Origin of the sequence: Pantoea sp. S61, assembly GCF_016625145.1 — a bacterium.
Lineage (GTDB): Bacteria > Pseudomonadota > Gammaproteobacteria > Enterobacterales > Enterobacteriaceae > Pantoea > Pantoea rwandensis_B.
Map to the genome: position 1 here is coordinate 310,831 of NZ_JACVUO010000002.1, position 25,589 is coordinate 336,419.

Here is a 25,589-nt window from a genome sequence, read left to right on the forward strand (position 1 = left end):
ATTACGCGTCATCGCCGAACCAGCAGATATTACGTGCAGCCATAATCAGCGCACCGGCCTTCTCATCATCCAGCCCTTCAATATCTGTCAGATCGTCAACACCTTGCTCAGCGAGATCTTCCAGCGTGCAAACGCCTTTAGACGCCAGGCGATACGCCAGCGCACGATCCAGGCCCTCAAGATTCAGAAGATCCTCAGCGGGCTCCTGATTACCAAGGCTCTCTTCTTTCGCTAATGCCAGGGTGGTCAACGCATTTTTGGCTCGTTCACGCAGGGCTTCAATGGTCTCTTCGTCGAGGCCGTCGATTTCCAGCAACTCGTTGATTGGCACGTAAGCCAATTCTTCCAGCGAAGAGAAGCCCTCTTCCACCAGTACGGTGGCGAACTCTTCGTCGATGTCGAGATGTTTGGTGAACATATCGATCGCTGCGTGGGCTTCAGCCTGATGCTTAGCCTGCAGATCATCGACGGTCATCACGTTCAGTTCCCAACCGCTCAGTTGGGAAGCCAGACGCACGTTTTGGCCGTTACGGCCGATCGCCTGAGCCAGATTACCGGCTTCAACAGCGATATCCATGGTGTGATTGTCTTCATCCACCACGATTGACGCCACATCGGCTGGCGCCATGGCGTTAATCACGAACTGCGCCGGGTTATCGTCCCACAGCACGATATCGATACGCTCGCCACCCAGCTCGCTTGATACAGCCTGGACGCGCGCACCGCGCATACCCACACAAGCGCCTACCGGATCAATACGTTTATCGTTGGTTTTCACCGCGATTTTAGCGCGTGAACCTGGATCGCGCGCAGCCGCTTTGATCTCGATAACTTCTTCACCGATTTCTGGCACCTCAATGCGGAACAGTTCGATCAGCATTTCTGGTTTAGAACGAGTGACAAACAGCTGTGCACCACGCGCTTCCGGGCGAACGGCATATAACACGCCGCGAATACGGTCGCCTGGACGGAAGTTTTCACGTGGCAGCATATCTTCACGTCCGATCACAGCTTCAGCATTGCTGCCCAGATCGAGTGAGATACTGTCGCGGTTTACTTTCTTCACCACGCCGGTGATGATTTCACCTTCATGTTGACGGAACTGATCAACCACCATCGCGCGCTCAGCTTCACGTACTTTCTGCACGATAACCTGCTTGGCGGTTTGGGTGGTGATACGGTCGAAGGTGACAGATTCAATCTGGTCTTCAACGTATTCGCCCAGATTGAACGCTTCGTCTTCAAAGCGGGCCGCATCCAGCGTAATTTCACGAGTCGGCTGTGTCACTTCTTCCACAATCTGCCAGCGACGGAAAGTATCGAAATCACCGCTGCGACGGTCAATGCTGACGCGCACTTCGATCTCTTGCTCATACTTCTTTTTAGTCGCAGTGGCCAAAGCGCTCTCAAGCGCTTCGAAGATTTTCTCACGTGGCAGGGCTTTTTCGTTAGAAACGGCTTCTACTACAGCTAAGATCTCTTTGTTCATCCTGGTTAGCCTCAATCCGGACTTTTAAAAGTGGGGGACCAGGTTCGCTTTCTGAATATTACTCAGCGCGAACACCTCATCGTTACCCTCAACGGTTACCGTGATCATCTCACCTTCCACGGATTTGATGATCCCCTGCCATTTACGGCGGTTCTGTACGGCCATGCGCAGTGTCAGGCTCACCTCATCACCGGCGAAACGTGCATAGTGTTCAGCAGTGAAAAGAGGACGCTCGAGACCTGGCGAGGAGACTTCAAGGTTGTAAGCCACCGTAATGGGATCTTCCACATCCATTACCGCGCTGACCTGGTGGCTAACATCGGCACAATCATCAACATTGATACCATTCTCACTATCAATATAGATGCGCAAAGTCGATGTGCGACCGCGAACGAATTCGATACCGACCAATTCGTAGCCAAGCGCTTCTACTGGAGCGGTGATCAAATCAGTCAATTTTTGCTCTAATGTGGACAAGCCCACCCCCAAGACATAAAAAAAGGGCCTATAGCCCAGTATTGCGATTCCTGATAACAAAAAACCCCGAAAATTCGGGGCTTTTTGTGACTGGACCCTGTACGCCGCATAGCGGCTTCGGCACACAATCCAAAAGAATTTTTTTCAAAAAACACTGAGGATGCGTCCGTCGATGCATACAGTATATTTGAAAAAGAACTCTAAGGGAAAGTGGTTGCGGGGGCCGGATTTGAACCGACGACCTTCGGGTTATGAGCCCGACGAGCTACCAGGCTGCTCCACCCCGCGTCCGAAAACGTGGCGAATAATACGCCGACCTTGCTAAAAAAGCAAGTTTTACTGAGATTTGGTACCGAGGACGGGACTTGAACCCGTAAGCCCTTTCGAGCACTACCACCTCAAGGTAGCGTGTCTACCAATTTCACCACCTCGGTACTGCACTGACTGCGACGTTATGTTGCCGCTAAAGCATTGACGATGTTACTGCGGGATATCATTGCCCGGGGTTGCCGGTTTAGCTGGCTGAGTCTGCTGTTCAGACTGAGCTGGCGCAGTGAGGTTTTCCCACTCGCTTCCTTTAGAAGACTTGTTCGTGTTCAGATTGCCCAGGATCAAGCTGATAATGAAGAACAGGGTAGCCAGTACTGCAGTCATACGTGTCATGAAGTTACCTGACCCGTTTGAACCGAACAGTGTACCAGAGGCGCCTGCACCGAATGAGGCTCCCATATCAGCGCCTTTGCCTTGCTGAAGCATGATCAGACCTACAAGGCCAATCGCAACAATAAGGAAAACAACTAACAGAGCTTCGTACATAATCAACCTGTTTCCTTGCGCGTTATCCGCACAGTTAAAGCTTCACCAATATTGACGGGGAGTATCGTCATCACCCATCAGAAGCGGGTTTGAATACTAACCAATGGGGCATACCTCTGCAAGCGCAATTTTCACGAACTTTATTGATTGCGGAAAAAAACGCCAGGGTGGTGATTTAACAGGCGGAAAGTCGAGATCTCGCCGCCTGATAACACCCTTTAAACCGCTTTAACTGCATCAGCAATTTTATGCGCCAACTCGGTGACTAAAGTTTCGTCTTCCCCCTCAACCATCACGCGGATCAGCGGTTCAGTACCTGATTTACGTAACAATACACGACCACGCCCTGCTAACGTTTTTTCGACTTCAGCACTAACGGCTTTAACGCTCTCGGATTCCAGAGGATCATGACTGCCGCTGAAGCGTACGTTAACCAGAACCTGCGGCAGCATTTTCATGCCACTGCACAAATCATGCAGACTCATGTGATTACGCACAATAGCAGTGAGCACTTGCAAACTTGCCACGATGCCGTCACCGGTACTGATTTTGTCCAGCAGGATGACATGGCCAGAGTTTTCAGCCCCCATGCGCCAGCCCTTCTCCTGCATTTTTTCCAGCACGTAGCGGTCACCCACTTTGGCACGCGTGAAGGGAATGCCCAACTGTTTCAACGCCAGTTCCAGCCCCATATTACTCATCAACGTGCCCACCACGCCGCCGCGCAGTTGCCCCTGACGCAACGCTTCACGTGCAATGATGTAGAGAATCTGGTCACCATCGACCTTCATGCCCAGATGATCAACCATCATGATGCGGTCGCCATCGCCATCGTAAGCAAGGCCCAAATCGGCCTTCTCTTCCAGCACGCGCTGCTGCAGCATGCGGAGATCGGTTGCGCCGCACTCTTTGTTGATGTTCATGCCATCGGGCTGAACGCCAATCGCAATCACCTTAGCGCCCAATTCACGCAGCACGTTAGGCGCGATGTGATAGGTCGCACCATTAGCGCAATCCACCACAATTTTCAGGCCGTTGAGGCTTAACTCGCTCGGGAATGTGCCTTTACAGAACTCAATATAGCGGCCGGCAGCGTCAACAATACGGCTGGCGCGCCCCAGCTCAGCGGACTCGACACAGGTTAGCGGCTTCTCTAACTCAAGCTCAATGGCCTCTTCCACTTCATCCGGTAATTTAGTGCCTTCCGCAGAGAAGAATTTGATACCGTTATCGTCGAAAGGATTATGCGATGCAGAGATTACGATGCCGGCTTCTGCGCGGAAGGTCCGCGTCAGATAGGCAATCGCGGGCGTTGGCATGGGGCCCGTAAAGGCCGCCGACAAACCGGCTGCAGCCAGGCCGGCTTCCAGTGCCGATTCCAGCATATAGCCAGAAATGCGTGTATCTTTACCAATCAATACTTTACGCGACCCCGAACGCGCCAGGACCTTACCCGCAGCAAAACCCAGCTTCAGGACAAAATCAGGGGTAATCGGCGCTTCACCGACCTTGCCACGAATACCATCTGTACCGAAATATTTACGATTACTCATGCTTTATCCTTTTGCTCTCCGTGTCGCTTCAACAATACGCATCGCTTCGACAGTCTCTTTAACATCATGCACGCGAATAATTTGTGCACCCTGCATAGCGGCAATCACCGCACAGCTCAGGCTGCCGGTCAGACGCTGCGTCGGGCCGACATTTAACAGCTGGCCAATCATCGATTTACGTGACATTCCGACCAGCAGCGGTAAGCCAAAATGGTGGAAATGGCTGAGTTCTGCCAGCAGTTGATAATTGTGGTTGAGATTCTTACCGAAACCGAAGCCAGGGTCGAGCAACAGATTCTCTTTTTTAATGCCTGCCGCTTCGCAGCGTGCAATCTGTGCATGGAAGTAAGCGTCCACTTCACCCACGATATTCTGATATTCAGGTGCTTGCTGCATGGTACGAGGTTCGCCCTGCATATGCATCAGACACACCGGCAGACCGGTTTCTGCTGCTGCTGCCAAGGCACCCGGTTCTGACAGTGAGCGAATATCATTAATGATGTGAGCACCCACTCGCGCTGATTCACGGATCACTTCTGGCTTTGAAGTATCCACGGAAATCCACACTTCAAAACGCTGAGCAATGGCTTCCACTACTGGAATCACGCGCGCTAACTCTTCATCTACGCTGACTTCATCGGCACCTGGCCGCGTAGATTCCCCGCCGACATCGATGATGGTTGCGCCCGCATTCACCATCTCATTGGTATGGGTCAGCGCATCCACCAACGTGTTGTGTGTTCCGCCATCAGAGAAGGAATCCGGCGTGACATTCAAAATACCCATCACATGGGGAAACGACAGATCGAGATGGGAATCACGGGCGAACAACTTCATGGCGGGAATCTCCTTGGGAATCACGGTATCACTGAATGTAAAAAACCCCGGACCGGCCGGGGTTTTTGCTGAGGTTTGTGGCCTCTTATTTGTCGAGCTGTTCTGACATGGTGTTGCCAGGATTTGGCGTACGCGGTTCATCAACCGGACGTGGCGCCTTTGGCGTGCCATTGTTGTCCGATGAACTGCTGCTGCCTGAATCATCCCAACCTGCAGGTGGGCGAACTTCACGGCGAGCCATCAAGTCATCAATCTGTGGCGCATCAATGGTTTCATACTTCATCAGCGCGTCTTTCATCGCGTGAAGGATGTCCATGTTCTCACCCAGCAGAACACGAGCACGCTGGTAGTTGCTATCGATCAGGTGTTTAACTTCCTGGTCGATGATGCGTGCTGTTTCATCTGACATGTGTTTAGCCTTGGCCACTGAGCGGCCGAGGAACACTTCGCCTTCTTCTTCAGCATACAGCAACGGACCTAACTTCTCGTTGAAGCCCCACTGCGTCACCATGTTGCGCGCCAGGTTAGTGGCGACTTTAATATCGTTAGATGCACCGGTAGAAACGTGTTCTGCGCCGTAGATGATCTCTTCCGCCAGACGACCGCCGTACAGCGTCGAGATCTGACTTTCAAGTTTCTGGCGGCTGGCGCTAATCGCATCGCCTTCTGGCAGGAAGAAGGTCACACCCAGCGCACGTCCACGCGGAATAATCGTCACTTTGTGCACCGGATCGTGTTCCGGTACCAGACGACCAATAATTGCATGGCCCGCTTCGTGGTAAGCGGTGGATTCTTTCTGCGCTTCCGTCATCACCATGGAGCGACGTTCTGCACCCATCATGATTTTGTCTTTCGCTTTCTCGAACTCAACCATCGAGACCACACGCTTGTTGCCACGTGCAGCAAACAGTGCCGCTTCGTTGACAAGGTTAGCGAGGTCAGCACCCGAGAAGCCCGGCGTACCACGTGCGATGATCGCTGCATCGATGTCAGTGGCCAGCGGCACACGACGCATATGCACTTTCAGAATCTGTTCACGACCGCGAACATCTGGCAGACCGACCACAACCTGGCGGTCAAAACGACCTGGGCGCAGCAGCGCGGGGTCAAGTACGTCTGGACGGTTAGTTGCGGCGATAACGATGATGCCTTCATTACCTTCGAAGCCATCCATCTCAACCAGCATCTGGTTCAGCGTCTGCTCACGTTCATCATGACCACCGCCTAAACCGGCGCCACGTTGACGGCCTACGGCATCGATTTCATCGATAAAGATGATGCACGGTGCGGCTTTCTTCGCCTGCTCGAACATGTCACGCACACGAGATGCACCGACACCCACGAACATTTCAACGAAGTCAGAACCGGAGATAGTGAAGAACGGTACTTTTGCTTCGCCAGCAATCGCTTTAGCCAGCAAAGTTTTACCCGTACCCGGAGGGCCGACCATCAGGACGCCTTTCGGGATCTTACCACCCAGTTTCTGGAAGCGGCTTGGCTCGCGCAGATACTCAACCAGTTCACCCACTTCTTCTTTCGCTTCATCGCAACCTGCGACATCTGCAAACGTGGTCTTGATCTGGTCTTCGGTCAGCATGCGGGCTTTACTCTTGCCAAAGGACATTGCGCCTTTGCCACCGCCGCCCTGCATCTGCCGCATAAAGAAGATCCAAACGCCAATCAACAGCAGCATTGGGAACCAGGAGATGAAGATGGAAGCCAGCAGGCTTGGCTCTTCTGGTGGTTCGCCAATCACTTTGACGTTTTTGGTCAAGAGGTTATCAAGCAACTTGGGATCGTTGACAGGAATGTAAGTCGTATATTTATTACTGTCTTTTTTGACAACGTTAATCTCACGCCCGTTAATACGTGCCTCGCGGACCTGATCCTGGTTCACTTCCGACAGGAAGGTTGAATAATCAACCCTACGGCCATTCGACTCGCTGGGCCCAAAGCTCTGGAAGACAGACATCAGCACGACCGCGATGACTAACCAGAGAATCAGGTTTTTCGCCATGTCACTCAAGGGATTAACCTCATATTACAACGGTGTTAACAGACAGCGTAGGGTACTATATATCCTTCAGACCTGGAATCGCGGCGCTGATGATTTTACTGCTTTCCACTGAAACTCAGAATTACACATCAGAGTAAACGCAGTTCGCCTTGCTTTGATTCCGGTACCGAGGGCTATAGTTTGCGCCCTGTCGCCACAATATACACTTCACGCGAACGTAAACGAGAAGCGTCTGGCTTACGAATTTTCACTTTCGTAAATAGGGAGCGAATTTCCCGCAGGTATTCCTCGAAGCCATCTCCCTGAAACACTTTCACTACAAAACTGCCGCCAGGCGCCAGGATATCCCGACACATTTCCAGCGCCAACTCTACCAAATACATCGATCGTGGAATATCAACCGCAGGTGTACCACTCATATTCGGCGCCATGTCAGACATGACAACTTGCACCTTTTGGTCACCTACTCGCTCCAGCAATGCGTTCAGCACTGCCTCTTCACGAAAGTCGCCCTGTAAAAAATCGACACCGACAATCGGGTCCATGGCAAGCAAGTCACAGGCAATAATACGACCGTTGGATCCAATCTGTTGTACCGCATATTGCGACCAACCACCGGGTGCAGCACCCAGATCTACCACTGTCATGCCGGGTTTGAAAAGCTTGTCACCCTGCTGAATTTCGTCCAGTTTAAACCAGGCGCGCGAACGCAACCCCTTTTTCTGTGCCTGCAACACATATTTATCGCTAAAGTGTTCCTGTAGCCAGCGACTGGAACTGGCCGAACGCTTTTTACCCGTCATAATTTTTCCAATTAAATCTTCATCGTAGCGATAAATCAGTACGCAATGAGTCGCGTTGATTTGGCGATATACCCGAGATGGCGGTAGAATGAACCGTTTTCAATCCCTGAGTAAGTAAAAAATACGATGAATCTGAGTACCAAACAAAAACAGCACCTGAAAGGCCTTGCCCATCCACTTAAGCCCGTTGTTATGCTGGGCGGTAATGGCTTGACCGAAGGCGTGCTCGCCGAAATCGAACTGGCGCTCGAGCATCACGAATTGATCAAGGTGAAAATTGCCTCTGAAGATCGTGAAACCAAGCAGCTGATCGTTGACGCTATCGTACGTGAAACAAAAGCTTGTAACGTACAGGTCATCGGCAACACGCTGGTGCTGTATCGCCCTGCAAAAGAGCGCAAAATTACTCTGCCACGTTAATTAAGCCGTAAAGGCTGCCATGACGGGCAGAGAAAGTGCCATGCTCCTGCATGGGATAAAAGGCCGCTATGCGGCCTTTTTCCTTTCTTTACAATATGCGGCTACACATTTCAAAGCGTAGCAATATCTTAAAGGTATTCCACCTTTAACACTTCATATTCCACATCGCCGCCCGGTGTCTTCACAATCGCAACGTCGTCTGCTTCTTTTCCAATCAAACCACGCGCCATCGGCGAGTTCACTGAAATCAGGTTTTGTTTGAAGTCAGCTTCATCATCACCCACGATGCGGTAAGTGAATTCTTCGTCCGTATCCACATTCAAAATGGTCACGGTAGCACCAAAAATCACGCGGCCGGTTTTCGGCATCGTCGTGATATCAATCACCTGAGCGTTGGAGAGTTTGGCTTCAATCTCCTGAATACGGCCTTCGCAAAAACCCTGCTCTTCACGGGCAGCGTGGTATTCGGCATTTTCTTTGAGATCGCCGTGCTCACGAGCTTCGGCAATAGAGGCGATGATGCGCGGACGCTTCACGGTTTTCAGTTCGTTCAGCTCTTCACGCAGGCTCTCAGCGCCTTTCAACGTCATCGGAATCTGATTCATTTTGGCTCCTCGTCATCTATCCTGGTTAACGGCGTCATCCTGACCGGTGACAGCAGAAAACAGCTTCTGCGGCACGTTACCTCTTTTCACAAGCAAAAGAAGCCTGACCCGGAAAGCTTTCCGGGTCAGGTTCGGTTTTGCATTTTGATACGTATTTTACCCCAGAGTTCCCTGTGGGTCATCGTTTACTTTGCACCGCCTCGGGACGTAGTATTGACGCCTTCACCCGTCAGTTACCGCGAGATTATGCGATTTTCACGACTTGTTACCGGATTAACCTGTGCGTTTATGCTGCAGGCACAAGCAGCCCCCGTTGAAGAATACATGCAGTATTTGCCAGACGGCGCAAACCTGGCGCTGATGGTACAAAAAGTGGGCGCATCAACCCCGATAATCGACTATCACGGCAAACAGATGGCATTGCCGGCCAGTACCATGAAGGTGATTACCGCGCTGGCGGCCCTGCTGGAACTCGGTCCGGACTTCCGTTTTCAGACCACGATGGAAACCAAGGGTGCGATCAGCGATGGCACGCTTAATGGCGATTTAGTGGCGCGTTTTGGTGGCGATCCAACGCTGAGCCGTCAGGATCTGCGCAATATGGTGGCGGCCCTGAAAAAGCAGGGCATCACGCATATCAAAGGCAATCTGGTGATCGATACGTCCGTGTTTGCCAGCCACGACGCTGCGCCAGGTTGGCCGTGGAACGATATGACGCAGTGCTTCAGTGCCCCGCCTGGGGCGGCCATTGTCGACAAAAACTGCTTCTCGGTCTCGCTCTATAGCGCCACCACGCCGGGCGAAAACGCGTTTGTGCGCATTGCGTCCTATTATCCGGCACATATGTTCAGTCAGGTGCGTACCCTTGGCCGCAACAGTGGTGATGGGCAATATTGCGAACTGGATGTGGTGCCAGGCGAACTAAACCGCTACACGCTGACCGGCTGCATGCGCCAACGCGCCGAACCTTTGCCGCTGGCGTTTGCTGTGCAGGATGGTGCCGCCTGGGCGGGCGAAATCCTCAAGGCCGAACTGCGTGCCGCGGATATCGATTACAGCGGCCATTTAGTGCGCCAGACGCAGGTTACCTCACCGGGAACCGTGCTAGCGTCGACGCAATCCGCGCCGCTGCACAATCTGCTGCACACCATGCTGAAGAAATCGGACAACATGATTGCGGATACGGTGTTCCGTACCATCGGCCATCACTATTTCAACGTACCAGGCACGTTCCGCGCCGGTTCCGATGCGGTACGCCGCATACTGCGTGAAAAAGCGGGCGTCGATCTCGGCAACAGCATTCAGGTCGATGGTTCAGGCTTGTCGCGTCACGATTTGATTGCGCCAGATACCATGATGCAGGTACTGCAATACATCGCGAAAAATGACTCAACGCTGAACTACATCTCCATGCTGCCGCTGGCAGGATACGATGGCACGTTGCAATATCGTGGTGGCCTGCATGAAGCCGGACTGGATGGCAAAGTGTCGGCAAAAACCGGTTCGCTGCAGGGCGTCTATAATCTGGCTGGATTTATTACCACTTCCAGCGGTGCACGTGTCGCCTTTGTGCAGTATCTTTCTGGTTATGCGGTGCCGCCTGAAGATCAGAAAACGCGGCGCATTCCTCTGGTACGCTTTGAAAGCCGCCTCTACTCGGATATCAACAAAAACAACTGATGAAATTGCTGATCGTTGAAGATGACGCGCTGTTGCAATCGGGCCTTGCTCAGGCCCTTAGCGCACAAGGATATGCGGTTGACTGTGCGAGTACTGCTGCAGAGAGTAATGCTTTCTTACGCAGTGGGCAGTACAGCCTGATCGTTCTGGATCTCGGTTTACCGGATCGCGATGGTGCCACGCTGCTGCGTCAGTGGCGGCGCGATGGCATCAACGTGCCGGTGTTGATCCTGACGGCGCGTGATGCACTGGAGGATCGCGTGGATGGCCTGGATGCCGGTGCCGACGATTATCTGGTCAAACCCTTCGCGCTGGTGGAGCTGCAGGCGCGCGTGCGTGCACTGATTCGCCGTTTTCAGGGCCACAGCGACAATTTGCTGCAACAAGGTGATCTCACTCTCAATCTCAGTTCGCAGCAGGTATTGCTGGAAGAGCGTCCGCTGGAAATCACCCCAAAGGAGTTCGCACTGCTGACGCGCCTGTTAATGCGCGTCGGTCAGAACGTCCATCGCGAAACGCTGCAGCAGGATCTCTACAGCTGGAATGACGATCCTGGATCCAATACGCTGGAAGTTCACATTCACAATCTGCGCCGTAAGCTCGGAAAAGATCGTATCAAAACCGTGCGTGGCGTGGGCTACCGCCTGGAAGTGCGCGAATGAACAGCATGCGTCAGCGGTTACTGATTATGCTGGCGCTGATTCTCCTCACCTGCCAGGTGATGAGCGCCATCTGGTTATGGCATGAGAGTCGCGAACAGATCAGTTTCCTGGTCAACGAAACGCTGTCTGCTCAGGCGCGCAACGACCGCGTCGAGAATGAGATCCGTGAAGCCATCGCTTCACTGCTGTTGCCTTCACTGGTGATGATCGCTCTGACGCTGCTGCTGTCATTCTGGGCGATTAACTGGATCATTCGTCCATTACGATCCCTGCAGGATAGCCTCGCCCATCGCTCCGCCGATAATCTCACCCCGCTGCCGGTTTATTCAGAAATGGATGAAATCGTTGCCGTGACCACCTCCATTAATCAGCTATTTTCGCGGCTCGACCACACGCTACAACAGGAACGCCTCTTTACCGCCGATGCCGCGCATGAATTGCGTACCCCTTTGGCCGGTTTACGTCTGCATCTTGAACTTCTGCACCAGCAGAACGTGCCGCAGAGTGAGATGCTGATTGAACGTATCGACCAGTTGATGCACACCGTGGAGCAACTGCTGATGCTGTCGCGAGCTGGACAGGCGCTGGCAGGCGGTCACTATCAGCAGTTGCAGTGGCAAAAAGACATCATGCAGCCGCTGGAGCCGGAAATGGCCGAACTTTATGCACAGCGACAGCAAACACTGCACTGGCCGCACGGCAAAGATATTCCACAGCAAGGTGAAGCCGTGTTACTGCGTCTGATGCTGCGTAATCTGCTGGAAAACGCCTCACGTTACAGCCCGGAAGGCAGTGAAGTCAGTGTGAAAATGCAGCAGGATAAACAGCAGGTGATCATCGAAGTGTGGGATCAGGGACCAGGCATTGAGGCCGATGCGGCAGAAGAACTGACGCAAGCCTTCCGTCGTCGCGATCAGCGCTACGGTGGCAGCGGGCTAGGTCTGAACATTGTGCTGCGTATCGTACAGATGCATCGTGGCAGGCTGGAACTGGTGAATCGAAAAGATAGCAACGGGCTGATTGCCCGCTGCTATTTACCGCATCAGCTGCTTTAGAAGTGAGTGTTGAGGCTCATGTAGTAAGTACGGCCTGACTCGTTATAAGTATTCGCACCCGCACCGTAGAGGTAGGCGCCTGTTGTCGCGTTCCCGGTGGTTTGCGCATTACCTTCGCGGAAGTGACGCTTATCAAACAGGTTGTCGATACCCAGGGTGACGCTGGCGTACTTATTCACATCATAAGTCCCGCTCAGGCCAACGATAGAGTAAGGACTGACTTTATCGGCCGCGCTTCCCGTCACCGGCTGACCTTTATAGTCATACTTTTTCGGTGTTTGCGTGCCGTACCAGGTCAGGGTGGTTTGCAGCGACAGATCCTGCGTTGCCTGCCAGCTCAGCGTTGAGTTCAGGGTGTATTCCGGGATGATTGACAGACGATCGCCGGTTTCCTTGTTCTTACTCTGCAGCATATAAGTGAAGTTGTTGTTCCACATCACGCTATCAGAGAACGGCACGTTAACCGTACCTTCCAGCCCTTCCACCACTGCTTTCGGTACGTTTTCCCACTTGTAGATATCCGTGGTGCCGTTTGAGGCTTTACCGACGGCTGCGTAACCCGCTTCAATCTTGTTGCGGTAATCGTTACGGAACCAGGTCAGACCCGCCTGATAGCCTTCGTGTTTCCACTCCAGTCCAATCTCTTTGTTGAAGCTGTTTTCAGCTTTCAGGTCTGGGTTACCCTGCAGATAACAGGCGCCGGTGCTGGCAGCACAGCCTTGGCCGTTGCTGTACAGCAGGTAGTTCGGGTTGGTCTGGTACAGGCTTGGCGCTTTATAAGCCAGGCCCGCCCCCATCTTCAGCGTGAAGTCATCACCCAAACCTTGCGACAGGTTCAGAGACGGACTCCAGTTGTTACCCACAATCGAGTGATGATCGAAACGCAGGCTCGGCGTCAGCATGGTGCTGTCGGTCAGCTCCATGTTGTCTTCGGCGAACAGCGAGAAGATTTCCGCCTGCGAATACGGACTACGACCGGTATTCGACACGCCAGGCACAGAGCCATAGTTAGCAGCCTGAGTGGTTGAAGAGGGATCCTTCATGCTCTGCTGATTCCATTCGGCGCCCAGCGTTGCCGTCTGATTAATCAGCCACTCAAACGGAATGCTAACTTCGCTGTGCAGCAAAATATCGTCTAACTGAATGGTGTTAAAACCATCGTTAGAGAAGATACCTTCCGTTCCGCCCGCCAAACCTTCGTTAATGCGGCTGTTACGGGTTTTCTCATAACGTGCGTAGGTATTGGTGCTGACACCGTTATCCCAGGCACCAGTCCATTTCAGCGAGATGTTCTGGCGATACAGGCGGTTAGTTTCATCGCCATACAGGCTTTTCACCAGCGCACTGGTGTTGGTGTTCTGCGTATCGCCTGCATACAGGTTGCCTTGACGGCTGTAGCCCGCTTGCAACTCCAGGGTTTGCATCGGAGCAAACGCCCAGCTCAGTAACGCATTGATATCTTTATTGACCGAGCCTTCACGGCCTGAAGGATAGCTACCCGCATAAGTACCGGTACGTGCCGCTGCATGGCCTTCATTGATGTCATACGCATCGGCCTGAGTTTTGGCTAATCCCCCGTACAACCGGAAGTTGAAGTCGTCACCCAGCGGCCCTTCAAGGCTGAAGTTAGTGCGTTTGGTTGCGCCTTCTGCTTTGTGTTCCGGTGCATTGAAGTAGGTGTTCCAGGAACCGTGCCACTGCTGGTCGGTGTACTTTTTGGTGATAATATTCACCACCCCGCCCGCCGCGCCATTGCCGTAACGTACCGCAGCCGGGCCACGAATGACGTCGATATGGTCGATCATCTCTGGCGGCACCCAGTTGGTGTCACCGCGCGTATCACGCTCACCGCGCCAGCCCAAACGCACCGAGTTGCGGCTGGTGATTGGCATGCCATCCACCATAATCAGGGTGTTTTCCGGGCCCATGCCGCGAATATCGATCTGGCGATTGTTGCCGCGCTGGCCGCTGGTGGAGTTACCGGTCAGGTTAACGCCTGGCATGGTACGAATAATTTCAGAGACATCACGCGCCGGTGGATGCTTTTTAATTTCATCTGCGGTGATGGTGGAAACGCCGGGTGCCTGCAGGTTCTGCTGCTGTGCGGTCACCATTAACGTGCCGCCATTCATCGATTCGGCGTCAGTGGTGGATTGGCTGCTGGTCGTCTTGCTGGAAGTGTCTGCTGCCCAGGCGCTGCCGGAGAGCAGTGAGGCGCTCAGCCCCAGTTCAATCAAAATAGCTAATGATAATCGTGAGTAACGCGTCATTGTTTTTCATTCCTGGATGGCCAGTAAAAATGCCGTTGGATTCTTAACTGGCGAGCCGGTGAGAATATCCCTGTCCTTATCGCGCCCAGTTCCAGACCTGGCAGTGCCATCCGTTGCGTAACCTTCCAGGAAGGAAAGAGTCAGGCGGAACGAGCGTGCTCTTTTGAGCGGAAACACCCTATTGCAAATGCAAATAGTTATCAATAGTATTAATTATTAATCTTATGTAAATCTTTCCCTACACAGTGACTGGCAGCCCCTATGACCTGGCGAAATGATGTAACCGGTAGTGAAGCCTGGTGGCAGGAGCAACACACTCAAGGTATTCCGCGAATTGCCCCTCAGCAGGATGGCACCTGTCTGGTGACTTTCTTCTGGCGCGATCCACAAGGCAGCGAAAAAACCTCAGCAACTCAGCGCGTGTGGATCAACATTACGGGCGTGACCGATCATCATCAGAAGCGTCCACCGCAGTCATTGGTGCGGGTAACGGGCACCGATGTGTGGTACTGGCAAACCGCGCTGCCCTCCACCTGGCGCGGCAGTTACTGCCTGATGCCCGATGAACAGGCAATCGACTTTAGCGGTGAAGCCGACATGTACGCGTTACGTAACTGGTGGCGTGACAAATTCCCCACGGCGAAGGCCGATCCCCTGAATCCATTACGTGGCTGGGCCGGTGGGCGCGGCATGGGCGTCTCGCCGCTGCATCTCCCGCAGGCTCCTGACCAGCGGGTCTGGAAATCTGTCGATGAGGGCAACGCACCTGCTGTTTCTTTGCAGCAGTATCAGTGGGATAGCGCGCTATTAGGCAACAGTCGCAAAGTGTGGATTTATGCCACTGGCGAGTCCGATGCGGAGCAACGCCCACTGGCCATTCTGCTTGATGGCCAATTCTGGGCAAATCAAATGCCGATTGCCGGGCCGTTGCAGCAACTTACTGATGCCGGAAAACTCCCTCCTGCGGTCTATTTGTTTATCGATATCATCGACCGTGAACACCGTAGCCGCGAACTGCCCTGTAACCCGCAGTTCTGGCAAGCCGTGCAGCAGGAATTACTGCCGCAGGTGGCGCAATGGGCACCTCATCGCCAACAGGCAGACAGCACGCTGGTGGCCGGGCAGAGTTTTGGTGGGCTGGCTTCCGTTTTCGCTGCACTGCATTTCCCGCAGACGTTTGGCAATGCACTAAGTCTTTCGGGATCTTTTTGGTGGCCCGAACGCGGTAATCCTTACGGATGGCTACTACAGGCGCTGGATAGCGGCCTGGCACCCGAACAGCCGCTGCGTTTCTGGCTGGAAGCAGGTAAACGTGAAGGCCTGATTCTGCAAGCCAATCAACAATTAGAACAAAAACTTACCGCTGCCGGTTACCAGGTGAATTACCTGCCGGTGGAGGGCGGCCATGACGCGCTATGCTGGCGCGGTGGTCTGCTCGACGGTCTGCAAGCCCTGTGGCGCAATCCGACTTAACTTCATCACGCAGGACGCAAACCGGAGCACAGATGTCTGAATCTCTGATGAACAAAACCATGACTGACCAACATACTTTGCCATTAGTGGCAGCCCAGCCCGGCATCTGGATTGCCGACCAGCTGACCCAACACCACAATGCCTATGCCGTGGCCCACTTTGTCGAATTACGCGGCGCGATTAACAGCGACCTGCTGGCGCAGGCCGTCGTGGCTGGCATGCAGGAAGCCGACACCCTGAATATGGCGTTTGCCGAAGTGGAGGGCGAAGCACTGCAGTGGCGACAACCGCAGGCGTTCAGTGCGCCAAAAATCGTTGATTTAGGTGCTGAAACCGATGCGGCCGCCAAAGCTCGCGCGTTGATGCGTGAAGACATGAACGGTGATTTACGCGTACTGAGCGGTGCCCCGTTATGGCATCACACGCTGTATCGCATTGGCGATCAGCACTGGTTCTGGTATCAGCGTTATCACCATTTAGTGGTGGATGGCTTCAGCTTTACCGCCATCACTCGTCGTATTGCCAACCTCTACACTGCAGCCGTCGAGCAACAGGATGCCGAGCCGACGCCCTTTATCCCGTTTAGCGAAGTGGTGGAGGAGTACCAGCGTTACCAGGCATCCTCTTCTTTCACCCGCGATCGTGAATTCTGGCGCGAAAAAGGGACTGCCCTGCCTTCACCGGCTTCGCTATCACCCATACCGCTGGCTGGACAAAGCGCGACCACCGATCTGCTGCGCCACAGCGTAACGCTTGATCGCCGCACCTTTCAGACGCTGGTTAATCAGCATCCACAATCCAGCGCTGCTGACCTGGCTTTTGCGCTGGTGGCGCTGTGGCTGGCGCGACTCAGTGGACAAAATGACTTTGCCGCTGGATTCATCTTTATGCGCCGCATCGGATCCGCCGCGCTGTGCGCCACCGGTCCGGTGATCAACGTGCTGCCGATGGCCGTGCATTACGATCCCACCGGGCCACTGAGCGCGCTTGCTGCGCAGCTGGCCGGTGAAGTGAAGAAAATGCGTCGCCACCAGCGTTATGATGCGGAACAGGTGCAGCGCGATCTCGGTCGTCTGGGCGATGGCGATCCGCTGTACGGCCCGGTGATCAACCTGAAGATGTTTGATTATCAACTCGATTTCGCGGGCGTTGAAGGCCTAACCCATCAGCTGGCATCCGGTCCGGTACGCGACCTGGAAATCGCTATCTACATCAGCGAACAGGGTGAACTGACGCTGGAACTGCTGGCGAATGCGGAGCGCTATAGCGAATCGACGCTGATTCGCCACGCCAGCCGTTTTGCTTTGCTGCTGGATCAGTTGGCGGAGCAACCGCATCGTGCGTTGGGTGAACTGGATCTGTTAACCGCAGAAGAGCACGTACAAATTGCCGCTATCAACCAGACTGCGTATCCCGTTCCGGCAGAAACGCTGGCTTCACTGCTGGCGCAGCAAGTCGCACGCACACCTGATGCCCCGGCGCTGGCCGATGCGACTCACCAGTTAAGCTATCGTGAGATGCAGCAGCAGCTGTATGTCCTGGCCGCCGATCTCAGCGCTGCGGGCGTACAGCGCGGCGATATTGTTGCGGTGGCGTTGCCACGTTCGGTGCAGCTCTCGCTGGCATTGCAGGCGATTGTGTCACTTGGCGCGGCATACCTGCCGCTGGATACCGGTTACCCCGACGAACGATTACAGCTGATGCTGGAAGATGCCACCCCCAAAACGCTCATCACCTCAGCAGAACTCAGTGCACGTTTCAGCGCCATCGATTCTGTTAAACAGCTGCACTTTGATACGCTTTATCCTGCGCCAGACGCGTCACAACCTGCCAGCGCGCCGACACCGCAGGATGGCGCCTACATCATCTACACTTCAGGGTCTACCGGGCGTCCGAAAGGCGTATTGGTCGGTCATGAAGCGATCGTCAACCGCCTGTTGTGGATGCAGGATCGCTATCCGCTGCACGCCGACGACGTGGTATTGCAGAAAACCCCGAGCAGTTTCGATGTATCCGTATGGGAATTCTTCTGGCCGCTGCTGGTAGGCGCGCAACTGGTCATGGCACCGCCGGAGGCGCACCGCGATCCGGAGGCGCTTCAGCAGCTGTTTGCGCGTCACAAAGTCACCACCACGCACTTCGTTCCTTCGATGCTGGCCGCCTTTGTCGCGGCGCTGGACAGTGAGCCGGCCGTTGCCTGTTGTGGCAGCCTACGCAACGTCTTCTGTAGCGGTGAAGCGCTGCCGACCGATCTGTCGCGTGAATGGGAAAAACTGACGCAGGTGCCGCTTCACAATCTGTACGGTCCGACCGAAGCGGCGGTGGATGTTAGCTGGTATCCGGCGTTTGGCGAAGCTTTGGCAGCCGTTGAAGGTGCCAGCGTGCCGATTGGTTTCCCGGTGTGGAATACCGGACTACGCATTCTTGATGCACGTATGCAGCCGGTGCCGCCCGGTGTGGCAGGCGATCTTTACTTAACAGGCGTACAGCTGGCACATGGCTATCTTGGCCGTCCGGATCTGACCGCCAGCCGCTTTATCGCCGATCCATTTGCCGCTGGCGAACGCATGTATCTGACCGGTGACGTGGCGCGCTGGCTGGATAACGGCGCGGTGGAATATCTCGGACGCAGCGACGATCAGTTGAAGATCCGAGGCCAGCGTATCGAACTCAACGAAATCGATCATGTGATGAGCGCACAGCCTGGCATTGAGCAGGCGGTCACGCACGCGGTGATACTCGGCGGTGCCGCTGCACAAGGCGGTGATGCGCGTCAGCTGGTGGGGTATGTGATTGCGGAGCACACTGTCGATGGTGACGCGCTGCGTGATGCGCTGGCGCAGCGCCTGCCTGCGCACATGGTGCCAGTGGCGATTGTGCAACTGGATGCCTTCCCGCTGAGCAGCAACGGCAAGCTGGATCGTAAAGCCCTGCCGCTGCCGCAAAACGCGGCTGGCAGCGTGGGTCGCGACCCTTCCCCAGGTTTGGAAACACAATTGGCGCAGGCTTTCTGCCAGTTGCTGGCGCGCGACACCATCAGCGCCCAGGATGATTTCTTCGCCCTCGGTGGTCACTCGCTGCTGGCGATGCGTTTAGCCGCCCAGCTGCGCCGCGAACTGCAACAGCCGGTTTCGGTGGGGCAGATTATGGTGGCTTCGACGGTGGAAAAACTCGCCCGGTTGCTGAGCGATACCCAATCGCATCAGCAGGCAGGTTTTGAAGCCGTGCTGCCGCTGCGTCAGAGCAACGGGCCTACGCTGTTCTGTTTCCATCCGGCGTCGGGTTTTGCCTGGCAGTTCAGCATTCTGCAGCGTTATCTCGATCAGCGCTGGTCGCTGGTGGGCATTCAGTCGCCGGATATCGCCAGCCCGCTGAATCAAAGCGCGCACCTCGACGAGGTGTGTGACGCGCATCTGCAAACCTTACGTGACGTGCAGCCGCACGGACCGTACTTCTTCCTCGGTTATTCGCTCGGCGGCACGCTGGCGCAAGGTATTGCGGCACGACTGGAAGCGGCAGGTGAAGAGGTAGCCTTCCTGGGCCTGCTCGATACCTGGCCACCGGAAACGCAAAACTGGGATGAGAAGCGTGGCGAGAATGTGCTGGATCCGGCGGTACTGGAAGAGGTGAATCGCGAGCGCGAGCAGTTTATCGCTGCGCAGCGTCATCAGGCGGGCGAAGAGATGCGCGCGATGTTTGACACCATTGAAGCCAACTACGCCAGTTCGGTGCGCCTGTTAGCCACCGCGCGCAGCGCCCGCTTCCACGGTCGCGCCACGCTGTTTCTCGCCGAGCAGACGCAGCAGCCTGGTCAGGATGCACGTCGCGCCTGGGCACCGTATGTGGGTGAGTTAGAAGTATGGCCAATCGATTGTGCACACGTGGAGATTATCTCTCCGCAGATGTTTAAGCAGATTGGCCCGTTGCTGCAGCGGATATTAGGCTAACCCAGGCCGATTGCCGGGAGGTCGAGGGGCCTCCTGGCAATAAAATTATCTGTCCTGAACAGGGCGCTGACATTAAGCCTCACTGCGATCAGCTTGCCTGCCATTTACAGGGCACTTCCTTCAGACCTTTCGACACGCTGCTCCAGGGTGCATGTTATAGCGTTCAGATTCCCGCTATAACCTGCTTTGCTGCAGCCAGGCCGCTTAATTTCCCCGCCCCAGCGGCACGATCATTGGCGTGTGCGCCACCGGATCTTCCACAATCACGCAGCGTAAACCGTACACCTGTTCTATCAACGCGGGCGTCACGATCTCTGCGGGCTTGCCTTCGGCCAAAATCTTGCCGTGACGCATGGCGATCAAATGGGTGGCATAACGGCAGGCGTGATTGAGATCGTGCAGCACCACCACTAACGTGCGGCCATGTTGCTGATTCAACTCCTGCATCAATTCCAGCAGTTCAATCTGATGGGTGATATCCAGCCAGGTGGTCGGCTCATCCAGCAGTAACAGCGGCGTTTGCTGCGCCAGTACCATGGCAATCCATACACGCTGACGCTGCCCGCCGGACAAGGTATCCACTGGCTGCTGCGCCAAATCGGCCACGCCGGTTGCCCGCATCGCCGTTTGCACAGCCTCTTCATCCTCGCTACGCCAGCGACCAAACAGCGGCTGATGGGGATAACGCCCGCGCGCCACCAGCTCGGTCACGCTGATGCCCGCCGGTGCGTTGGAACTCTGCGGCAGCAGCCCAAGTCGACGTGCGACCTCTTTAGTCGGGTAACGCGCTATCGCTTCACCATCCAGATACACTTCGCCTTTCAGCGGTGCATTAAGACGGCTCAGGGTACGCAGCAAAGTGGATTTACCGCAGGCGTTGGGGCCGATAATCACCGTCAGCTCACCTTCCGGGATCGCCACCGACAGATTTTCTGCCACCACTTTCTTGTCGTAGCCAAGCGTCAGGCCTTCGCCATACAGCCGTGAAGGGATATCGATCATTGGCGTCTCGCCTCCCGCACCAGTAACGCAATCAGATAAAGTCCACCGAGGCTGACGGTAATCACGCCAACCGGTAATTGATAAGGCAGGAACAGATGCTGTGCGGCAAAATCGGCTGCAATCAGCAGCAGAGCCCCACACAGTGCCGCCAGCAACAACGCACCTTTCTCGCCGCCGCCGAGTCGACGCGCGATCTGCGGTGCCAGCAACGCGACAAAGGAGATCGGCCCCACCAATGCGGTGGATGCCGCAGTCAACACCACACCAATCAGCATCAGCAGCAGCCGACTGCGCTCCACTGGCACGCCGAGCGCGCTGGCGGTGTCATCACCCATTTCCAGCAAACGCATGCGCCGGGTCAGCAAGGCCATCAGCAACAGCGACAGCAACAATACGCCCACTACCGGTGGCGTTTTCGCCCAGGTGATACCGTTAAGTGAACCGGCACTCCACAATCCGGCACTGAGCGCGGACTCCAGCGAGGCACTGATAATCAGCCAGGCATTCAGCGCCATCAGCAACGCGCGCACGCTGATACCGACAATAATCAGGCGGAAGGTTTCTACCCCGTTGCGCCAGGCAAACAGATACACCAATGCCGCCGTGCTGATACCGCCAATCAATGCTGCACCGGTCATGGCGGCGATGCCCTGATTGAACAGCACCAGTGCCACCAGTACGCCGCTGTAGGCACCGGTATTGAAACCGAGAATATCCGGGCTGCCGAGCGGGTTGCGCAGCAGTGACTGGAAAATCGCGCCGCTGACGCCAAGTGCCGCGCCAATCAGTAGTGCCATCAGCACACGCGGCAGCCGCCACTCTAAAACGATAAGTTTGACGTTGCTGGCACCCTGTCCAGCCAACACCTGCCAGAACTGCTCTGCACCAATCGGCAATGCGCCTCGCGTCATCGCCAGATACGCCAGCAGTGCGCATCCGAGCATCAGCCACGTGGTATGTAATCCAACACGACGCGTCATAGCGCACCTCGCCCGAGTTTACGGCGCACCAGCACAATCAGTACCGGAGCCCCCAACATCGCCGTGACAATGGAGACGCGCAGTTCACCCGCCACCAGCAGTCGTCCCAGAATATCCGCTGCCAGCAGCAGAATCGGGGTAATGATCGCGGTGGCGGGCAGCATCCAGCGGTGATCGTTGCCGACCATCCAGCGTGCAAAATGGGGCGTCATCAGTCCGATGAAAGCGATCGGTCCCACCGCAGCCGTCGCCGCACCGCACAGCAACGCAATCGCCAGCAATCCCAGCAATTGTGTACGCGCCACTCGCGTGCCCAGCGCGGTCGCCATATCGCCGCCCATGCTTAAACTGTTCAACGCCTGCGATAGATAAATCGCCACCCCGCTGCCAATGGCAACGGCCGGGAACAGGGTGCGCAGTACGGTGAAATTGCGGATATCCAACGATCCGCTGTGCCAGAAACGCAAATGGTCATAAATATCGGGATTCAGCAGCGACAGGCCAGACGTCAGTCCATCCAGCACTGCGCCCAATGCCACGCCCGCTAACGTCAGGCGCACCGGATTGACTCGCCCACCGCCAATCGCTCCCGTCATCGCCACTAGCAATGACGCCAACAGCGCACCCGCAAACGCGAAGCCGAGCCAATCAAGAGGCGAATCGGCGCCAAACAGCGCAATGCCGATCACCACCGCAAAACCGGCACCCGCATTGACACCGAGAATGCCCGGATCGGCCAGCGGATTACGCGTCAGGCTTTGCATCAGTGCGCCTGCTAACCCGAGGGCCACACCGGCCAGCAATCCGGCCAGCGTGCGAGGCAAGCGTGCATCACGCACAATCACGCACTCAGCGCTATTACAGCCTGAGGTAAATGAATGATATACATCGGAAATGGGTATCGATTTTGCCCCCAGCATCAAGCTGAGCGCGATGAGGAGCAAGAGCAGAATCCCTGAGCCTGCTAATGCACGGATTTGGCGCATCGTTCTAAACCTTCACTGTTCAACGTCGTCGCATGCGCAACGCAATTTGATAATGGTTATCGTTATTACTCGCGTTTGCCTATGTTACCATGACTCGCCTCGCGGACGATGAGGAAAATTGGTGCAAAAAGGCGAACAAATGAACAAATCTTCCCACTTTATCGATCTCTCCCTGCTGAAAACCCATGCGGCATTTCGCGCAGTATTTATTGCCCGTTTCATCTCGATTGTCGCGCTCGGCATGCTCGCCGTGGCGGTGCCGGTGCAGATCCAGCAGATGACGCACTCTCCGCTTTTGGTGGGATTGGCCGTCACCCTCGCCGCATCCGGTATGTTTATTGGTCTGCTGACCGGCGGCGTGTTAGCCGATCGCTACGAGCGTAAGAAACTGATTTTGCTTGCCCGATCCACCTGCGGCTTGGGCTTTATCGCGCTGGCTATCAACGCTGCGCTGCCGCAGCCTTCACTGATCGCGGTGTATCTGCTGGGATTTTGGGATGGCTTCTTTGGCGCGATTGGCGTCACGGCGTTGCTGGCGGCCACACCGGCGCTGGTGGGGCGCGAAAACATTATGCAGGCCGGCGCCATCACCATGCTGACGGTGCGTTTTGGCTCTATCCTCTCGCCGGCCATTGCCGGACTGGTCATTGCACACGGCGGCGTGGTGTGGAACTACGGCTTAACCGCGTTTGGCACACTGATTACCGTACTGACGCTGCTGAAATTACCGCAACTCCCGCCGCCACCTCAGCCGCGTGAACATCCGCTGAAGTCGCTGGCCGCCGGGGTGCAGTTCCTGTTTGCCAGCCCGATTGTCGGTATGGTGGCATTGATTGGTGCGTTGGTCACACTGGCCAGCGCGATTCGCGTGCTCTATCCCGCCCTGGCGCCACATTGGTCAGTGAGTGCTAACCAGTTTGGCATGCTTTACGCAGCCGTGCCGCTCGGTGCCGCTATCGGCGCTTTCACCAGCGGTAAATTGAAGCATGCCGCCCGACCGGGACAGCTGGTGCTGGGCAGTGCGGTGGCCGCCTTTTTCGCACTGGGATTATTCAGCCTGATGCCCAACCTGCCGCTGGCGCTGCTGTGCCTGGTGGCGTTTGGCTATTTCAGTGCCATCAACAGTCTGGTGCAATACGCGATGATTCAACTGCTGACGCCTGACCATTTGCTGGGCCGCATCAACGGCTTGTGGACCGCGCAAAATGTCACCGGGGATGCGATGGGTGCGGCGATGATAGGTGCTATGGGTTCATGGCTATTGCCGCCACAGGCTGCCGCCGCATTTGGCTTTGCGGCAGCGCTGCTTGGCATTGTGATGTGGTGCGTTATGGGACGCTTACGTCGTTATGCGCCGCCAGCTCCTGAGCTGGCGGAGCAGGCATCATGACTTAACGAACAGTTTCTCCAGACGCGCCAGCAGATTGCTGGCGCTGTAGTAATCCAGTCGGAACGAATCGACGCCAAGCGGGAACACCTGCTTATCCTTAACCGCCGCGTTTTGCGCGAGGAACGGATTGCCGATCACTGACTGTGTGGTTTTGTCATCCGCCGCAAACAGCAGGAAGGTTTTCCCCGTCAAGCCGCTACCCACATTCTCACCCGACAACTGAATGATGTCTTTACGCTGGCCCATGCTGTGACCTTGCTGCACACTGGCTGGCGGGACGGCAAGGGTAAAACCAAGCTGCTCCAGCAGTTTGCCCTGCGCTGACTCCGTGGTCCAAACGTTAACGGCACGCCCATCGCCGTTCCACACCATGGCAGACACGGGTTGCGGCGGTAAGGTGATGGTTTTTTTCAACGCTGCTTCACGATCGTCAAAAGCTTTCACTCGCTGTGCCGCTTGCGCTTCATGGCCGGTTGCCTGCCCGAGCAGCGTCACCACATCCTGCCAGCTTTTGTCATCGTAATTGACCACCAGCGTTGGCGCGATGGCGGAAAGCTGGCTGGCAAGTTTAATCGCAGAGTCATTACCTGTGGCGCTCACCAGAATCAGATCGGGTGCTTCTGCGGCTACCGCTTCGGCGCTCGGCTCGCCAATATAGAGACGTTTTACATGGCGCTGTTTTGCCACCTCACCCCATTGACGGAAAAAACCCTGATCGTCGGCCAGACGACTGTTCGGTGCGGTCGCACCGGACGCCACCACCGGCGCATCAATCGCCAGCAGCGATCCGGTTAAGGTGACGCTGGTTGAAACAATACGCTGCGGAGCTTTGTTTAAGGTAATCGAACCCTTTGCCCCTTGCACCGTGCGCGGCCATCCCTGTTCTGCCTGTGCGAGCCCTGTGAAAGTCTGGAAAATAAACAACAGGGCTGTCAGGCCCAATAAACCGCATTTATTCATAAGTTTTGGTCCACCTTTTAGCTTATTGCACGGCTCGACGTCACCTTCCGATTACGCCTAATCATGCGGGAAATCCCGTGAATGGATTGACTCTTTTGTCCAATCGACGTAGGTTACAGGCCCATAATAAAAATGATAATCATTCTTAATAATCTTATCATTTATAG

General features: G+C 55.2%; 20 protein-coding genes and 2 tRNA genes. 7 read left to right on the top strand and 15 right to left on the bottom strand.

From position 1 onward, the window contains the following. Position 1: 1 nt before the first annotated feature. The 9 genes from nusA to rlmE all read right to left on the bottom strand — a co-directional run bounded on the left by nusA (position 2) and on the right by rlmE (position 7,992). A complete protein-coding gene (gene nusA / locus IAE30_RS06780) occupies positions 2-1,489 on the bottom strand; it encodes a transcription termination factor NusA (RefSeq protein WP_034826526.1) in 1,488 nt (495 codons plus the stop codon). Between the two features lie 24 nt (positions 1,490-1,513). Then, positions 1,514-1,966 carry a ribosome maturation factor RimP gene (gene rimP / locus IAE30_RS06785; RefSeq protein WP_034826528.1) on the bottom strand — a complete coding sequence of 151 codons (453 nt, stop codon included), beginning with the start codon at positions 1,964-1,966 and terminating at the stop codon, positions 1,514-1,516. A 211-nt stretch (positions 1,967-2,177) separates the two neighbouring features. Further along, positions 2,178-2,254: transfer RNA gene (locus tag IAE30_RS06790), tRNA-Met, on the bottom strand. Positions 2,255-2,313: 59 nt separating this feature from the next. Beyond that, positions 2,314-2,400, bottom strand: a tRNA-Leu gene (locus IAE30_RS06795). 46 nt (positions 2,401-2,446) lie between these two features. Continuing rightward, positions 2,447-2,782 (bottom strand): preprotein translocase subunit SecG, encoded by a 336-nt coding sequence (gene secG, locus IAE30_RS06800; RefSeq protein WP_034826531.1) that lies wholly within the window; start codon positions 2,780-2,782, stop codon positions 2,447-2,449. A 218-nt stretch (positions 2,783-3,000) separates the two neighbouring features. After that, positions 3,001-4,335, bottom strand: coding sequence for a phosphoglucosamine mutase (gene glmM, locus IAE30_RS06805; protein ID WP_038649421.1), 1,335 nt, complete (start codon positions 4,333-4,335; stop codon positions 3,001-3,003). Between the two features lie 3 nt (positions 4,336-4,338). After that, positions 4,339-5,172, bottom strand: coding sequence for a dihydropteroate synthase (gene folP, locus IAE30_RS06810; protein ID WP_034826536.1), 834 nt, complete (start codon positions 5,170-5,172; stop codon positions 4,339-4,341). A gap of 85 nt (positions 5,173-5,257) precedes the next feature. Next, complete coding sequence (gene ftsH, locus IAE30_RS06815; RefSeq protein WP_034826538.1) at positions 5,258-7,189, bottom strand: ATP-dependent zinc metalloprotease FtsH; 1,932 nt, start codon at positions 7,187-7,189, stop codon at positions 5,258-5,260. Positions 7,190-7,362: 173 nt separating this feature from the next. Then, on the bottom strand, positions 7,363-7,992 hold the full coding sequence (gene rlmE / locus IAE30_RS06820) for a 23S rRNA (uridine(2552)-2'-O)-methyltransferase RlmE (RefSeq protein ID WP_200678639.1): 630 nt from the start codon (positions 7,990-7,992) through the stop codon (positions 7,363-7,365). 126 nt (positions 7,993-8,118) lie between these two features. Here rlmE and yhbY point away from each other — a divergent pair, with 126 nt between their 5' ends. After that, complete coding sequence (gene yhbY, locus IAE30_RS06825; protein ID WP_034826542.1) at positions 8,119-8,412, top strand: ribosome assembly RNA-binding protein YhbY; 294 nt, start codon at positions 8,119-8,121, stop codon at positions 8,410-8,412. A 128-nt stretch (positions 8,413-8,540) separates the two neighbouring features. Here the strand turns inward: yhbY and greA are convergent, their stop codons facing one another. Beyond that, the gene (greA, locus tag IAE30_RS06830; protein WP_034826545.1) at positions 8,541-9,017 is read right to left on the bottom strand and encodes a transcription elongation factor GreA; all 477 of its coding nucleotides are present in this window, start codon (positions 9,015-9,017) and stop codon (positions 8,541-8,543) included. A 246-nt stretch (positions 9,018-9,263) separates the two neighbouring features. Between greA and dacB the strand changes: the two genes are divergently transcribed. From dacB to pmrB, 3 genes are read left to right on the top strand one after another with little or no spacing between them, the layout of a single operon-like run. Then, entirely contained in the window at positions 9,264-10,697 is a 1,434-nt protein-coding gene (gene dacB / locus IAE30_RS06835; RefSeq protein ID WP_200679086.1) for a serine-type D-Ala-D-Ala carboxypeptidase, read from the top strand. Further along, entirely contained in the window at positions 10,697-11,359 is a 663-nt protein-coding gene (gene pmrA / locus IAE30_RS06840; protein WP_034826547.1) for a two-component system response regulator PmrA, read from the top strand. The genes dacB and pmrA overlap by 1 nt, the downstream gene beginning before the upstream one ends. Continuing rightward, positions 11,356-12,414, top strand: coding sequence for a two-component system sensor histidine kinase PmrB (gene pmrB, locus IAE30_RS06845; protein WP_200678642.1), 1,059 nt, complete (start codon positions 11,356-11,358; stop codon positions 12,412-12,414). The genes pmrA and pmrB overlap by 4 nt, the downstream gene beginning before the upstream one ends. Here pmrB and IAE30_RS06850 read toward each other — a convergent pair. Beyond that, positions 12,411-14,684 (bottom strand): TonB-dependent siderophore receptor, encoded by a 2,274-nt coding sequence (locus tag IAE30_RS06850; protein ID WP_038649431.1) that lies wholly within the window; start codon positions 14,682-14,684, stop codon positions 12,411-12,413. The two genes, pmrB and IAE30_RS06850, sit on opposite strands and share 4 nt — an antisense overlap. 261 nt (positions 14,685-14,945) lie before the next feature. On the opposite strand from IAE30_RS06850, the gene fes reads away from it, so the two are divergent. Both fes and IAE30_RS06860 read left to right on the top strand, forming a co-directional pair. Further along, a complete protein-coding gene (fes, locus tag IAE30_RS06855; RefSeq protein WP_038649434.1) occupies positions 14,946-16,157 on the top strand; it encodes an enterochelin esterase in 1,212 nt (403 codons plus the stop codon). Between the two features lie 32 nt (positions 16,158-16,189). After that, entirely contained in the window at positions 16,190-20,104 is a 3,915-nt protein-coding gene (locus tag IAE30_RS06860) for an enterobactin synthase subunit F (protein ID WP_200678644.1), read from the top strand. A 204-nt stretch (positions 20,105-20,308) separates the two neighbouring features. On the opposite strand, the gene IAE30_RS06865 is transcribed toward IAE30_RS06860, so the two are convergent. Genes IAE30_RS06865 through fepD form a run of 3 tightly spaced genes read right to left on the bottom strand, consistent with a single transcriptional unit; the run spans position 20,309 to position 23,072 of the window. Then, a complete protein-coding gene (locus IAE30_RS06865; protein ID WP_038649442.1) occupies positions 20,309-21,106 on the bottom strand; it encodes an ATP-binding cassette domain-containing protein in 798 nt (265 codons plus the stop codon). Continuing rightward, positions 21,103-22,086 (bottom strand): iron-enterobactin ABC transporter permease, encoded by a 984-nt coding sequence (fepG, locus tag IAE30_RS06870; protein WP_200537362.1) that lies wholly within the window; start codon positions 22,084-22,086, stop codon positions 21,103-21,105. The genes IAE30_RS06865 and fepG overlap by 4 nt, the downstream gene beginning before the upstream one ends. Continuing rightward, complete coding sequence (fepD, locus tag IAE30_RS06875; RefSeq protein ID WP_200678646.1) at positions 22,083-23,072, bottom strand: Fe(3+)-siderophore ABC transporter permease; 990 nt, start codon at positions 23,070-23,072, stop codon at positions 22,083-22,085. The genes fepG and fepD overlap by 4 nt, the downstream gene beginning before the upstream one ends. A gap of 139 nt (positions 23,073-23,211) precedes the next feature. Between fepD and entS the strand changes: the two genes are divergently transcribed. Then, complete coding sequence (gene entS, locus IAE30_RS06880; RefSeq protein WP_038650284.1) at positions 23,212-24,462, top strand: enterobactin transporter EntS; 1,251 nt, start codon at positions 23,212-23,214, stop codon at positions 24,460-24,462. On the opposite strand, the gene fepB is transcribed toward entS, so the two are convergent. Beyond that, positions 24,457-25,422, bottom strand: coding sequence for a Fe2+-enterobactin ABC transporter substrate-binding protein (gene fepB / locus IAE30_RS06885; protein ID WP_045815881.1), 966 nt, complete (start codon positions 25,420-25,422; stop codon positions 24,457-24,459). The genes entS and fepB overlap by 6 nt on opposite strands. Between the last annotated feature and the right edge of the window lie 167 nt (positions 25,423-25,589).